Genomic DNA, 14030 nt, shown 5'->3' on the forward strand with positions numbered 1-14030 from the left:
CGCTCCTACGGATTGCTATGGTCCTGCAGGAGCGGAGCTTGCCCGCGAAGGCGTCCGTTCAGACACCCGCCATCCAGGACTGACCCAACCACTCACACATCGCCTCAACCCCCATCCTGCCGAAATCTTCCCCGCTACGACCGCGAACACTGACAAAGTCGCCAGCCTGTTCCTTCTCTCCGACCACCACCAGGTACGGCACTGTCTGGCTGTGATGGCGAATCTTGCAGTGGACTTTCTCGTTTCGCAGATCCGCAAGGGCTCGCACGCCACTGCGGCGCAGGCGTTCAGTGACCGCGTGTGCATAGCTTGTCTGACGATCATCCATGCTCACGACCACTACGAGGGGCGGCAGGCGCCACTGCTGCAGCTCCTGGTGGCTGGACCAGCATGTACCGTAGATGCGTTGTTGCAAGGTCCCGCTGACGTGATCGAGGGCAAATGCCTGCAACACCTTGGTGGTGGGAACATGCGGACCCGTCGTCAAATACTCGGTGTCTGCGAGGCGGTACAGTGATAGAGACTCGGGTGGTGCCGATGGAGGGGGCGTCGGGCTGCGACGGATCGAATGGTTGGTGGCCGCCAGCGATTGCATCCGTGCTTCGATCAGTGGCAGGTCTGTCGTCGTCAGAGGGCGCTCGACAGCAAACTCGCAATAGAACCCGTCACCCAATGCCGAACCCGTTCGCAATTGGGCATGGGCATGGAGCTGTTTGACCGCCATCGCCAGCATCAGTGAGCAGGAGCGACGGAGGATCTCCAGCCCGTCGGGCTCCTGCGGCGTCACGATGCTGATCCGGGCATTGGTCCTGATCATGAATTCACAGTCCACCAATTCGCCATCCACCCGACCCGCTACCGCTGCGTTGGCCAGCCCGGGGCCAATACTCGCGGCAACTTCATGTACGGACAGCGGCTGGTCGTATTCACGCAATGAACCATCGGGCAGGGTGATCTGGATCATGGTTATTGTTCTCCGACGCTTCGATCACACGCGCTAGCGCATCAACATTAGAGGCAAACCCTGGTCGTTGTCATGTAGACCTTTGTCGTGCCGCATCCGGGGGATCGGCACGGGGACGTCGGCGGCCGTAACGTTCGACAACGGATCATGCGGCCTCCCAGTTCCAACGACTTTCGGCGACGGCGTCATGGGCGTGGAGGCTTTCGGCATGAACGACACGTATGTGAAAACCGTTGATGCCGGGTGAGCGTTTCAGGGCCAGGTTCAAGCGTCGTGCGGCGTCTTCGCAGAACATCAGGTTCTGCCCATTGGCCAATGCGAAGGCTTGTTCGTCAGCGCGTTTCACCGCCGTTTGCACTGCAGTACCGAGGGCGGCTTCGGCGTCATTGATCAGAGCGATCAGCGGCAGGGCATCCAGATAGTCATCCAGGCTCAGGCGTAACTGCGCGGTGCTGCGCTGACTGTGCGGTGTCGCAACGATGCCTCTGGAGGAGCCGAGCCAAGCCAACACGTCGGCGTGCTGGAGAGTTCTGTTGGCGAAATCATCGACAAATTGCTGTTGGATCAATTGTCGTGAAAGCGCCGCTGAACAGGGGCACGTAGAGGAATAAGACACCTCTGTTTTTAGTTCCACGTGGAACATCGCGTTTTTCAAACTGGCCTCGATGGTGACGGGATAGGTTTTCCAGCCGGCCAAGGGACTGATCATTGCGGGTCTTTTCAGCAGAAAATCCGTGTGAATGTTCAGGTACGCGTTGTTTGACAGCCCCTCATGACTGCTCAGGAAACTCAACAGGACTCGCCGGAGCAGGTCCGGCGAAAGGGGCTGCTGCTCGAGTAATTCCAACGCCAGATAGAGTCGCGACATATGAATACCGCGTGCCTCGCCGTTATCGAGACTTACCCCGGCGTCGACTGTTGCAGTCAGTCGTGTGCTGTCAAACAAAACAGGAAGAGCAATGCCGCACATGCCAACCCACTCCAGTGGCAAGGCTTGGCTTGAGGCCTGCGAGGCAACATCCGGCAGAGTCAGCGCATTCATGAGCAGGTCCATCGAGGGAGTTGATTTAAGATGTTATACTATAACAACGCAATCAACGACGCTTTTTTCTTGAGCAGGCTTTAATAAGCCAGGGTGCGGTCCTTCTTTAGTTGATCTGGCCAGCGGGGGTTAACAGCCGGCAATCCGGTTACAGGTAAATTTGCCGCTACTGCCACCGGAGCTGGAAAACCGATTGATCGTGGTCCAGCCAACGCGTCGGTTGTAACCGACCCACGCTTCACCGTCAGAGGCGATTCCGGTGAAAAAGGTCAGTTGGCCGTAGCGGCTGTTGGTCTGTGCCCAGAAACGTTTTCCGGCCGCTTCGAAGCCTCGCAAATACATCGTGCTGCCCGCGGTATTGACGCTGTAGGCATTGCCCTCGCCATCCACGCAGGCCAGTAGGTTGGCGCTGCGGGTGCAATTGGCCAGAGCCGGAATCTGCGCCCGGGCATCCATTGCAGCCAGCAGTGAAACACCCAGTAGCACGAATTTCAGGGGATAACGCATAGCATTTCTCACCAACAGGAGACGGCTTCCAGCATCGTTCCCTTTGTCGTTGTGGGCAACAGGGAGTGGCTTGATTGCATTGTTATACTATAGCATATAATCAAGCCCGACGATTTGACCGGGCACCCTGTGAGGACTAGTTAATGCCCAATCGTCTCCCCGTTACCGTTCTGTCGGGCTTTTTAGGGGCTGGAAAAAGTACACTTTTGAATTACGTACTACGTAATCGAAATAATCTGCGGGTTGCCGTCATCGTCAACGATATGAGTGAAATCAACATCGACGGCAGCGAAGTCCAACGCGATGTCAGCCTCAATCGTGCAGAAGAAAAACTCGTGGAAATGAGCAACGGCTGCATTTGCTGCACCCTGCGCGAAGATCTGCTGGAGGAGGTGAGTCAGCTCGCCCGGGACGGTCGTTTTGATTATCTATTGATCGAATCCACGGGTATTTCCGAGCCACTGCCAGTGGCGGAAACCTTCACTTTCCGCGATGAAAACGACCAGAGCCTCAGCGACATCGCCAGGCTCGACACCCTGGTGACTGTGGTCGATGGCGTGAATTTCCTGCTCGATTATCAGGCCGCCGAAAGCCTTGCTTCCCGAGGCGAAACTTTGGGCGAAGAAGATGAACGCTCAATTACCGATCTGTTGATCGAGCAGATCGAGTTCGCCGACGTGATACTGATCAGCAAAATCGATTTGATCAGCAGCCGTGAACGCCTGGAGCTAATGGCAATCCTCGAACGACTCAATGCGCAGGCTGAAATCATCCCGATGGTCATGGGCGAAGTGCCGTTGGAGAAAATTCTCAATACCGGCCGCTTCAACTTCGAGAAAGCTGCGCAGGCGCCGGGATGGTTACAGGAGCTGCGCGGCGAACACATACCGGAAACCGAGGAGTACGGCATTGCTTCTGGCGCCTATCGCGCGCGTCGTCCCTTTCATCCGCAGCGCTTCTTCAGCTTCATCGACCGCCCTTGGCTCAATGGCAAGTTGCTGCGTTCCAAAGGCTTTTTCTGGCTGGCGAGCAAACACATGGACGCCGGTAGCTGGTCCCAGGCCGGTGGGTTGATGCGGCATGGGTATGCCGGGCGCTGGTGGCGTTTTGTGCCGAAGAATCAGTGGCCGCAAGACGAAGAAAGCACCGCCTTCATCATGAAAAACTGGGCCGCCGTCACCGGTGACTGCCGTCAGGAACTGGTGTTCATCGGCCAGAACATCGATTTTGCGCGACTCACCGCCGAGCTCGACGATTGCTTGCTGACCGATGATGAAATGGCGATGGGTGAAGAGGGCTGGCAATGGCTGCCGGATCCGTTCGGCCCGTGGTTTGATGAGGCCGCCTGATACATCGCTGGCCGATTTTGCGGCTCAAGGCTTGAGCCAGGTTCCCTGGCTCTGGGCTTCGCAAAACGGCTTCAGATACGCCGTATCCGTGGCTACGCCATAATAGTGAATATCTTGCCGGTAAGGCATATTGGCGACCTGGGCGTTGCTGCACACACCGAACGCCCCGCCGGGGCATTGGTCGACGTATTGCACCTCGACTTTCTGGCCGGCCAGGTTTGGCTGGCAGAAACCATCGGCGAACAATTTTTCCGGGATGTTGCGGTTCTGCTGACAGACTTTCACGTCAAGCCGCTCCACCTGGGTATGGACGACGCAGGCTTGGGCCAGCGCCTTACCGCAAACAAGTGTCAGCAGTAACGACAATCCCATCCACCGCATCTTGACCTCCTCAGAAAACCTCGATCATGTTGCAGAACATTCCCACCCATGTCATTGCCGGTCCGTTGGGGGCGGGCAAGACCAGCCTGATCAAGCACCTGCTGGCGCAACGCCCGGAAGGTGAGCGCTGGGCGGTATTGATCAACGAGTTCGGCCAAATCGGCCTGGACGCTGCTCTGCTCACCCGCGATGCCGATGGTATCGCACTGGGGGAAGTGGCCGGGGGGTGTTTGTGTTGCGTCAACGGCGCGCCGTTTCAGATCGGGCTTGGCCGATTGCTGCGCAAGGCACGGCCGGACCGCCTGTTCATCGAGCCGTCCGGGCTGGGACATCCGGTTCAGTTGCTCAGGCAATTGAGTGAAGCGCCCTGGCAAGGTGTACTAAGCGTACTGCCTTGTGTACTGGTGCTGGACGCCCAGGCGCTCGCGGCCGGCAAGACACTGCCGCAGGCACAACAGGAAGCGTTGAACGGTGCCGGACTGCTGTTGCTGAACAAATCGGAAAACCTCGATGAGGCCGATCGCCAGCGCCTCGCCAGGCAGCTACCGGAGCGTCCGTTGTATTGGACGCAACAAGCGACGTTACCATTGAGCGAATTACCCGGTTTGGCAGCGCGGGGCGTGGCTGGTGTGGATAACCTGGTCGTGCCAAAGGGACTGGCACAGGTCCCGGCAATCTGGACTGATCCGACACAGCCGATCTGCTTGAATCAGGAACTGGAAGGTGGCTGGAGCATTGGCTGGCGCTGGCATCCGAGCCAGGTATTCGATGCGGCGCTTGTTGCCCGATGGCTTGGAAGTCTTGAGTGGCTGCGGGCGAAGCTGGTTATCCACAGTGTCGATGGGTGGATATCGGCGAATGCAGTGGATAACTCGAGGGTTGAATGGCAGCCGAGTGAGTGGCGACAGGATTCGCGGCTTGAACTGATTTTCAGGGAGCCGCAGGAGATTGATTCACTGCGTAAAGATTTGGCGGGATGCAGGGTTCAGCCGAGCTAGCGGGTTTGTGTGTCGCTGCTGAGGGCCCATTCGCGAGCAGGCTCGCTCCTACAGGTGGAACGCATTCCAAGTGTGGGAGCGAGCCTGCTCGCGAATGGATTTAACTGATGACATCCACTGTCATGGCCGCCACTTGTTATGTTCCTGCCGCCAATGGCTCAGCTCGATCACATTGGCGCTTGGCTTGACCACATCAGCGACGGGAGGTGTTTCGTCGAACGGCATCGGGTAGGGCGCCAGTTCGATCTGCGCACTGTGGGGGCCGAACTGGGTGATGGTGCCGTTATGCCGGGTTTCGCCGGTCACGGTGAATTCGAAGTCATACACACGGGCCAAGCGCCGCCGACCGCTGGCATCCTTGATGAATGCGATTTTTTTCAGCGCCACGTTACCATCCAGCAGCTCGATTCCGAGGTTGCTGCAATGCTGCTTGACCCGCTCCAGCGCACGTTCACGCAATCCGTGGTTATGCCACAGCCAGGCGCCAGCAGTGGCCAGCAGCATTAGCACGAATATATTTCCAAGGGTCAGCATCGACAGGGTGCTCCAACTAGAGAGTGTCAGCTTAACTGCGTCGCCGGTCTGTCGTACAGGCTGTGTTTAGTCGCATACTGCGCTGCTTGAATTTCAATCGTTTTACGGAAACTCACCGCATGAAACGTACGCCCCATTTGCTTGCTATCCAGTCCCACGTGGTGTTTGGTCACGCTGGCAACAGTGCCGCAGTTTTCCCGATGCAGCGGGTCGGTGTGAATGTCTGGCCGCTCAACACCGTGCAGTTCTCCAACCATACCCAATACGGCCAATGGGCCGGCGACGTGCTGGCCCCGCACCAGATTCCCGATCTGGTGGAAGGCATCGCGGCCATTGGCGAGCTGGGCAATTGCGATGCGGTGTTGTCGGGCTACCTCGGTAGCGCGGCCCAGGGTCGTGCCATCCTCACGGGCGTGGCGCGGATCAAGTCGATGAACCCCAAGGCACTGTACCTGTGTGACCCGGTAATGGGCCATCCGGAGAAGGGCTGCAGCGTACCGGCGGAAGTCAGCGATTTCCTGCTGGAGGAGGCCGCCGCTGTGGCCGACTTCATGTGCCCGAATCAATTGGAGCTCGACAGTTTCTCTGGGCGCAAGCCGCAGTCACTGTTCGATTGCCTGGCAATGGCGCGGGCGCTGTTGGCGCGCGGGCCCAAAGCGGTGCTGGTCAAACATCTGGACTACCCGGGTAAAACACCGGACGTCTTCGAAATGCTGCTGGTGACAGCCGAAGGCAGCTGGCATCTGCAACGTCCGTTGCTGGCGTTTCCGCGTCAGCCGGTGGGCGTTGGTGACCTGACTTCTGGATTGTTTCTCGCGCGCGTGCTGCTGGGGGACAGCCTGGTGGCCGCTTTTGAATTCGCGGCATCGGCAGTGCATGAGGTATTGCTGGAAACCCAGGCCTGCGCCAGTTACGAGCTGGAACTGGTGCGGGCGCAGGACCGGATTGCCCATCCGCGGGTGCGGTTCGAAGCGACGCCTATCAGTCTCTGATCGGCGTTGAGCCAATCGCGAGCAAGCTCGCTCCCACAGGGTTTTGCGGCGTGCATTTTTTTTGCGCAACACAGCGAATCAACTGTGGGAGCGAGCTTGCTCGCGATGACTATCTCAATAACGCCATCAAAACTGCCTGCCCAACTCAGGCATCGCCCTTGATTTCCTGATACCGCTTTTCCAGCTCCTGGCGAATCTGACGACGCTGCTGGGCCTGGATGTAGCGGCGTTTGCTTTCGCTGTTGTCCGGTTGCAGAGGTGGCACAGGGGCGGGTTTACGCTGGTCATCCACCGCGACCATGGTGAAGAAGCAACTATTGGTGTGGCGCACCGAGCGCTCACGGATGTTCTCGGTCACCACCTTGATGCCCACCTCCATCGAGGTATTCCCGGTGTAGTTGACCGAAGCCAGAAAGGTCACCAGTTCGCCGACATGGATCGGCTCACGGAAAATCACCTGGTCTACCGACAGGGTCACCACGTAGCGGCCGGCATAGCGGCTGGCGCAGGCGTAGGCGACTTCGTCGAGGTACTTGAGCAGGGTACCACCGTGAACATTGCCAGAGAAGTTGGCCATGTCGGGGGTCATCAATACCGTCATCGACAGCTGGGCGTTTCCGGGTTCCATAGCATTCTCACGGATCAAGGCAAGGTTTGAGGGACGCACCTCTGCGGGTGCCTGCGTGGTTTTTTCAAACCAACAGTTATCGGGACGCCGGGCGGGAAGCCGCCGTCACGCCGGATCGATCTGTTTCCATATATTGCACCGCCTTTCTGCTGGAAGTCGCGGTGTTACCCTGCAAAAGCCCATCCAAAATGGAAAAACTCCTACGCGGAAATCGGATTTTTAATCTGTTCGAACGGACGTTTTCCGCGTCTGCGATTGTGCGAAGCCACCCAAGGAGCGACATACCATGCATGCCATCAGTTTTATTCAGGATCTGGCAGTGATCATGTTGGTCGCAGGTGTGGTGACCGTCCTTTTCCACCGCTTCAAACAACCGGTGGTGCTGGGCTACATCGTTGCCGGCTTCATCATCGGCCCGCACACCCCGCCGTTCGGCTTGATTCACGACGAAGAGACCATCAAGACCCTGGCGGAACTCGGGGTGATTTTCCTGATGTTCTGCCTGGGCCTGGAGTTCAGCCTGCGAAAACTGTTCAAGGTCGGCGCAACGGCGTTTATCGCGGCGTTCCTGGAAATCGTGCTGATGATCTGGATCGGCTACGAAATCGGCCGCTGGTTCGACTGGAACACCATGGACTCGCTGTTCCTCGGCGCGATCCTGGCGATTTCCTCGACCACCATCATCGTCAAGGCGCTCAACGATCTGAAGATGAAAAACCAGCGCTTTGCCCAGCTGATTTTTGGTGTGTTGATCGTTGAAGACATCCTGGGCATCGGCATCATCGCCTTGCTGTCGAGCATTGCGGTCAGTGGCACGGTCAGCTCAGGCGAAGTGTTTTCCACCGTTGGCAAGCTCTCGCTGTTCATGATCGTCGCGCTGGTGATCGGCATTTTGCTGGTGCCGCGATTGCTGGCCTATGTGGCCAGGTTCGAAAGCAACGAAATGTTGCTGATTACGGTGCTGGGGCTCTGTTTTGGCTTCTGCCTGCTGGTGGTCAAGCTCGAATACAGCATGGTACTCGGCGCATTCCTGATTGGCGCCATCATGGCCGAATCCCGGCAGTTGCTTAAGATCGAACGCCTGATCGAACCGGTTCGCGATTTGTTCAGCGCCATTTTCTTCGTGGCGATCGGCTTGATGCTCGACCCGATGATCCTGTTGCAATACGCCTGGCCAATCGCAGTGATCACGGTGGCAGTCGTGCTTGGCAAGATGCTGTCCTGCGGTCTCGGTGCTTTTATCGCCGGCAATGATGGACGCACCTCTCTGCGCGTCGGGATGGGGCTTTCGCAGATTGGCGAATTTTCCTTCATCATCGCCTCGCTGGGCATGACCCTGCAGGTTACCAGTAACTTCCTTTACCCGGTGGCCGTGGCGGTTTCGGTGCTCACCACGTTGCTGACACCCTATTTGATCCGCGCGGCCGACCCATTGTCGATCAAGTTGGCTGCGGTGATGCCGCAGCGACTGGGCCGGGTGTTGGGGATGTATGGCGAATGGCTGCGCAGCATCCAGCCGCAGGGCGAGGGCGCATTGCTGGCCTCGATGATTCGACGGATTTTGCTGCAAGTGGGGGTCAACCTGGCGTTGGTGATCGCAATCTTCTTCGCGGGTGCTTACTTCGCCGAACGCATATCCGCTTACCTGCAAGGCTGGATCAGTGACCCGAGTTGGCAGAAAGCCTTGATCTGGGGCGGGGCGCTGTTGCTCTCGCTGCCGTTCTTGATTGCTGCGTATCGCAAGCTCAAGGCGCTGTCGATGCTGCTGGCGGAAATGGGAGTCAAGCCGGAAATGGCGGGGCGCCACACGCAGCGAGTGCGCCGGGTGATCTCCGAAGTGATCCCGATCCTCTCGCTGTTGGTGATTTTCCTGCTATTGGCAGCCTTGTCGGCCAGTATTCTGCCGACCAACAAGTTGCTGGTGCTGATCGCCGTGGTAGCGGCTACCGTGGCTGCACTGCTGTGGCGCTGGTTTATCCGCGTCCACACGCGCATGCAGGTGGCGTTGCTGGATACCCTGGACAATCACAAGGATTCGCCAGGGCGCTGACCCGGTGGGTCGTCAGTTGACTCAGCTTTCCAGCCAGACGTCCCGCGCCCAGTGCCACACCGACTCCCAGGTTTCTTCGGTGACCAGTTCTTCCTCGGCAGACCACAACACCACGGTGCCATCCTCTTCGACGCAATAGTAGTCGTCACCGTCCTGGCAGATCGGGATCAGGCTGCGGTCGACACCGGCGTCCCAGGCGTTGGCGGCAACGTCCGGCAGGTAGGTGTGGGATTGCGGGTCGGTGACGGTCACCGGCTCCAGACTGCCGTAGACCACGTCGCTGACGGTCAGCAAAAACTCTCTGAAGACGAAGGGGATGTCGATGAACAGTTGTTCTTCGATTTCGACCAGCAGATCTTCGTCAGGCAACTCCAAGGGGACCGGTACCGGTTCGTTGGCTTCACGCAGTTGTTCGATGATTTCTTCCACGTCCGGGATCCTCTTGCTTGAATGGCGCGGTTTAGATGGGGCGGTTTATACAGTAGCTTGCTATAGATGCAACCGCGAAATAGAAAACCCCGGCAAGCCGGGGTTTTTTATAACGAATCGTGCGTGGAGGATGATTAGCCGTTCTGGCGGATACCTGCCACCAGCCAAGGCTGGTTTTCGCCCTGGGCACGTTCCATGTTCCAGCTTTCGCTGAACACTTCGCCCTGGTCGAAACGCGAGGTTTTCGACACGCCGCTGAAGGTCAGGGTGGCGATGGTCTTGTCGGCGCGATCATCCACACCGTCCAGTTGCACATTGAGGTTATTAATGTAGGTGGACTGGAAGCCGTCGCCCAGATCGGCACGTTCGCGCTTGAGGAATTCCAGCATTTGCGGAGTGACGAACTCGGCAATCTTGTCCATTTCGTTGGCGTCCCAGTGCTGTTGCAGGGACTGGAAGTGATTACGTGCCGCTTCGACGAAGTTACTTTCGTTGAACCAGGCTGGTGCATTGATCACCGGACGGGCGGCAACGGGTGCAGCCGAACCGCCGAAGATCGAACCGCCGGCAGGCTTTTGTTCGAACGCTTCACGCTGCATCGGTGCGTGGCCAGCCGGGGCATATTGCTCCTGATGCTTGCGACGACGGGCGGCGATGAAGCGGAAGATCAGGAACGCGATGACGGCCATGATCAGGATGTCGAAGATCTGCATGCCCTGGAAGCCGCCACCCATGAACATGGATGCCAGCAGGCCACCGGCGGCGATGCCGGCCAGAGGGCCGAGCCAGCGCGAAGCGCCGCCGGCCTTGGCAGCGGCGCCAGCGGCACCGGCAGCACCAGCGGTCGCCGCAGCGCCGCCCATGCCTGGAGAAGATGGAGCCATCTGGCTGGTCTGGTGAGTCGGCGCAGCGCCTGCGCTTTTGCCACCACCGAAGCGCTTGGCGGCATTGACGTCGAGACTCATCGTCAGGCCGATGCACAACGCCATGGCGATGCTAAGAAAACGTTTCATATAGGGAATTCCCATTTGTGGAAGGCACGCGCGCCATGTTGCACAGCTGAAGTGTTACTGGCTAGCGGCAGAGTGTTTCGGGCTTTTGCCTGACAGGTCGGGTTCAGCTTCGGTCAGCGCAATAAGGCCTGTTAACTTTGGTCTGTAGGATGAGTGGATAAGTTTTGTAGGAGGGGTACCTAGCGTCGCAGCGCCAGCATCACCACTCCAGCCGTGATCAGACCGATTCCGCCCCATTGGCGCAGGTCGAGTTTTTCGCCCAGCAGGAACACGCCGAGCATAGCCACCAGCACCACACTGAGTTTGTCCACCGGAGCGACCAGGGACGCAGGGCCGACTTTAAGCGCACGGAAGTAGCAAATCCACGATGCACCGGTGGCCAGGCCAGACAACAGCAGGAACAGGTAGCTTTTGGCAGAAATCGATCCTAATGCCTGATATTGGCCCGTGGCGTACAAAATCAAGGCCAGGCTGACCAATACCACCACCGTTCGTAGCAAAGTGGCGAAATCCGAATTGACGTTCTCGACCCCGATCTTCGCGAAAATAGCGGTCAACGCCGCGAATGCAGCTGACAACAGGGCCCAGAATGTCCAGGAAGAGAAAAAGCCTGAGCCCATGATTTTTTCCTTAAGTCAGACCAACCTGTGGGAGCGAGCCTGCTCGCGATAGCCACGCCACGGTTTTCAGATAGACCGGGGCGCTTTCATTCGCGAGCAGGCTCGCTCCCACAGAAGCACCCCGGGATAGCTATTAGATCGCTTCCAGCTTCGCATACCCCAGCATCAACCACTTGCTGCCTTCGCTGAAGTTCACCTGAACCCGCGCCTGTGCACCGGCGCCTTCGAAGTTCAAGATCACACCCTCGCCAAACACCGAATGCCGTACCGCCTGGCCGAGACTGAAACCGGTCTGCGGGATTTCGCTGCCGCTGAATAGGTTGCTGCCACTCATCGACTGGTTGCCACCGAACGGACGGCTGACGCTGTTGGAAAGCCGCACTTCCTGGATCAGACCTTTCGGCACTTCGCGTACGAAGCGCGACACCTTGTTGTAGGTCTCGCTGCCGTACAGGCGACGGGTTTCAGCATAGGTCATCACCAGGTTTTGCATGGCACGGGTGACGCCGACATAAGCCAGACGACGCTCTTCCTCAAGGCGACCGGGTTCTTCCAGGCTCATCTTGTGCGGGAACAGGCCTTCTTCCATGCCCACCAGGAACACGTAAGGGAATTCCAGGCCTTTGGCGCTGTGCAGGGTCATCAGCTGAATGCTGTCTTCGTGTTCGTCGGCCTGGGTATCCCCAGCTTCCAGCGACGCGTGACCGAGGAACGCAGCCAATGGCGTCAAGTTCTCGTCTTCTTCACTGTTTTCGAAGTTGCGCGCGGCGCTGACCAGTTCCTCAAGGTTTTCTACCCGGGCCTGGCCTTTCTCGCCTTTTTCCGCTTCGTGGTAGGCAATAAGCCCTGACTGCTCGATGACCGTCTGGGTCATCAGGTGCAGCGGCATTTCCATGCACTTGGCTGCGAGGTTCTCGATCAGTTCGATGAATGCGCCGAGCGCACCGGCCGCGCGTCCGGTCAGGCCCTTGTTGGCCACCAGTTGGCGCATCGCTTCCCACATCGACACATCGCTGTGGCGCGCATGGTCGCGAATCGCTTCGACGGTTTTTTCGCCGATGCCGCGGGCGGGTACGTTGATCACCCGTTCCAGCGCAGCATCGTTGCCACGGCCTTCAAGCAAACGCATATAAGCCATGGCGTTCTTGATTTCAGCCCGTTCGAAGAAGCGCTGACCACCGTAGATGCGGTACGGAATGCGTTCACGCAGCAGGGCTTCTTCCAAAACGCGGGATTGGGCGTTGGAGCGATACAGAATCGCGATATCGCTGCGTGCCAGGCCGGTTTTCAGCGCACTTTCGATGGTTTCGACAACGTAGCGGGCTTCGTCGTGTTCGTTGAACGCGGCATACAGGTTGATGGCTTCGCCTTCGCCGCCATCGGTCCACAGTTCCTTGCCCAGGCGTCCTGTGTTGTTGGCGATCAAGGCGTTGGCGGCCTTGAGGATGCCCGCGGTGGAGCGATAGTTCTGCTCCAGGCGAATGGTTTCGGCGTCCGGGAAGTCTTCGGAATACTGGTAGATATTCTCGATTTTCGCGCCACGCCAGCCGTAGATCGACTGATCGTCATCGCCCACCACCATCAGGCTGTCGCCACCCTTGGCCAGCAGGCGTAACCACGCGTACTGCACGGCGTTGGTGTCCTGGAACTCGTCCACCAGAATGTGCCGGAAACGTTTCTGATAATGCGCCAGTAGTCCTGGATGATCGCGCCACAGGTCGAGGGCACGCAGCAGCAACTCGGAGAAGTCGATAACGCCGGCGCGTAAGCAGGCGGCCTCGTAGGCTTCATAGATGCTGCGCATGGTCGCCAGGAACAGATCGCCGCTGGCTTGAATGTGTTGCGGGCGCAGACCTTCGTCTTTCTGCCCGTTGATGAACCACTGGGCCTGGCGGGCCGGCCAGCGTTGTTCGTCCAGGCCCAGCTCGCGGATCACCCGCTTGACCAGCCGTTGCTGGTCGTCGCTGTCGAGAATCTGGAAAGTCTGGCTCAGCCCGGCTTCCTGCCAGTGCGCCCGCAACAAGCGGTGCGCCAGGCCGTGGAAGGTGCCGACCCACATGCCGGCCGGGTTGATACCCATCAGCTGCTCGATGCGATGGCGCATCTCGGCAGCAGCCTTGTTGGTGAACGTCACCGACAGGATGGAGTGGGGCGACGCGTTTTCGACCTGGATCAACCAGGCGATACGGTGCACCAGCACTCGGGTTTTACCGGAACCAGCACCGGCCAGGACCAACTGACGACCCACGGAGGCTGCTACAGCCTGGCGTTGGGCATCGTTGAGGGAGTTCAGCAGAAGGGAGAGATCATCGCGCATCGGGGCATTCTAGGGGGCCGCGCCACACCGGGCAAACCCCCCTTTGCTTTAGCCGATGAAAGATGCGCGCAGGACGACCGGTCAGTCATCGGCTGCAAGCATTGGCCGCCCTAGTCTGGCGGCTCTAAGGTCGGGTCGGGTGCCCGATGCTTTTGTCTGTTTATTGACCTGAAGCAGTTTGGTCCGGGCACTGGCTTGTGTATGCT

General features: G+C 58.5%; 14 protein-coding genes. 4 read left to right on the top strand and 10 right to left on the bottom strand.

Annotated features, from left to right (window positions below):
• Positions 1 to 58 precede the first annotated feature (58 nt).
• The 3 genes from GPL81_RS22160 to GPL81_RS22170 form a co-directional block, all read right to left on the bottom strand.
• Positions 59 to 964, bottom strand: coding sequence for a His/Gly/Thr/Pro-type tRNA ligase C-terminal domain-containing protein (locus GPL81_RS22160; protein WP_160108452.1), 906 nt, complete (start codon positions 962 to 964; stop codon positions 59 to 61).
• Positions 965 to 1109: 145 nt separating this feature from the next.
• Positions 1110 to 2006, bottom strand: a complete 897-nt coding sequence (gene folE2 / locus GPL81_RS22165; protein ID WP_160108453.1) for a GTP cyclohydrolase FolE2 — start codon at positions 2004 to 2006, stop codon at positions 1110 to 1112.
• A gap of 129 nt (positions 2007 to 2135) precedes the next feature.
• Positions 2136 to 2513: a glutamine synthetase gene (locus tag GPL81_RS22170; protein ID WP_160108454.1), complete on the bottom strand. Its 378-nt coding sequence runs from the start codon at positions 2511 to 2513 to the stop codon at positions 2136 to 2138.
• Between the two features lie 143 nt (positions 2514 to 2656).
• On the opposite strand from GPL81_RS22170, the gene zigA reads away from it, so the two are divergent.
• Positions 2657 to 3862, top strand: a complete 1206-nt coding sequence (gene zigA, locus GPL81_RS22175; RefSeq protein WP_160108455.1) for a zinc metallochaperone GTPase ZigA — start codon at positions 2657 to 2659, stop codon at positions 3860 to 3862.
• 24 nt (positions 3863 to 3886) lie between these two features.
• Here the strand turns inward: zigA and GPL81_RS22180 are convergent, their stop codons facing one another.
• A complete protein-coding gene (locus tag GPL81_RS22180; RefSeq protein WP_160108456.1) occupies positions 3887 to 4243 on the bottom strand; it encodes an NADH:ubiquinone oxidoreductase in 357 nt (118 codons plus the stop codon).
• Between the two features lie 26 nt (positions 4244 to 4269).
• On the opposite strand from GPL81_RS22180, the gene GPL81_RS22185 reads away from it, so the two are divergent.
• The gene (locus GPL81_RS22185; RefSeq protein ID WP_160108457.1) at positions 4270 to 5241 is read left to right on the top strand and encodes a CobW family GTP-binding protein; all 972 of its coding nucleotides are present in this window, start codon (positions 4270 to 4272) and stop codon (positions 5239 to 5241) included.
• A gap of 120 nt (positions 5242 to 5361) precedes the next feature.
• Here the strand turns inward: GPL81_RS22185 and GPL81_RS22190 are convergent, their stop codons facing one another.
• Positions 5362 to 5775: a DUF3301 domain-containing protein gene (locus GPL81_RS22190; RefSeq protein WP_096514156.1), complete on the bottom strand. Its 414-nt coding sequence runs from the start codon at positions 5773 to 5775 to the stop codon at positions 5362 to 5364.
• Positions 5776 to 5894: 119 nt separating this feature from the next.
• Between GPL81_RS22190 and pdxY the strand changes: the two genes are divergently transcribed.
• Positions 5895 to 6767, top strand: coding sequence for a pyridoxal kinase PdxY (gene pdxY, locus GPL81_RS22195; protein WP_160108458.1), 873 nt, complete (start codon positions 5895 to 5897; stop codon positions 6765 to 6767).
• Positions 6768 to 6912: 145 nt separating this feature from the next.
• On the opposite strand, the gene GPL81_RS22200 is transcribed toward pdxY, so the two are convergent.
• Positions 6913 to 7395, bottom strand: coding sequence for an acyl-CoA thioesterase (locus GPL81_RS22200; protein ID WP_096514158.1), 483 nt, complete (start codon positions 7393 to 7395; stop codon positions 6913 to 6915).
• Between the two features lie 286 nt (positions 7396 to 7681).
• Between GPL81_RS22200 and GPL81_RS22205 the strand changes: the two genes are divergently transcribed.
• Complete coding sequence (locus GPL81_RS22205; protein ID WP_160108459.1) at positions 7682 to 9445, top strand: cation:proton antiporter; 1764 nt, start codon at positions 7682 to 7684, stop codon at positions 9443 to 9445.
• 21 nt (positions 9446 to 9466) lie between these two features.
• Here GPL81_RS22205 and GPL81_RS22210 read toward each other — a convergent pair whose 3' ends face one another.
• The 4 genes from GPL81_RS22210 to uvrD all read right to left on the bottom strand — a co-directional run bounded on the left by GPL81_RS22210 (position 9467) and on the right by uvrD (position 13824).
• Positions 9467 to 9874, bottom strand: coding sequence for an SMI1/KNR4 family protein (locus GPL81_RS22210; protein WP_014720555.1), 408 nt, complete (start codon positions 9872 to 9874; stop codon positions 9467 to 9469).
• Between the two features lie 134 nt (positions 9875 to 10008).
• Positions 10009 to 10887, bottom strand: a complete 879-nt coding sequence (locus tag GPL81_RS22215; RefSeq protein WP_160108460.1) for a Tim44 domain-containing protein — start codon at positions 10885 to 10887, stop codon at positions 10009 to 10011.
• Between the two features lie 179 nt (positions 10888 to 11066).
• Positions 11067 to 11507, bottom strand: a complete 441-nt coding sequence (locus GPL81_RS22220) for an EamA family transporter (RefSeq protein WP_096514162.1) — start codon at positions 11505 to 11507, stop codon at positions 11067 to 11069.
• A gap of 133 nt (positions 11508 to 11640) precedes the next feature.
• Complete coding sequence (gene uvrD / locus GPL81_RS22225; protein ID WP_160108461.1) at positions 11641 to 13824, bottom strand: DNA helicase II; 2184 nt, start codon at positions 13822 to 13824, stop codon at positions 11641 to 11643.
• Positions 13825 to 14030: the final 206 nt, after the last annotated feature.

This window comes from Pseudomonas izuensis, from assembly GCF_009861505.1.
Classification (GTDB): domain Bacteria; phylum Pseudomonadota; class Gammaproteobacteria; order Pseudomonadales; family Pseudomonadaceae; genus Aquipseudomonas; species Aquipseudomonas izuensis.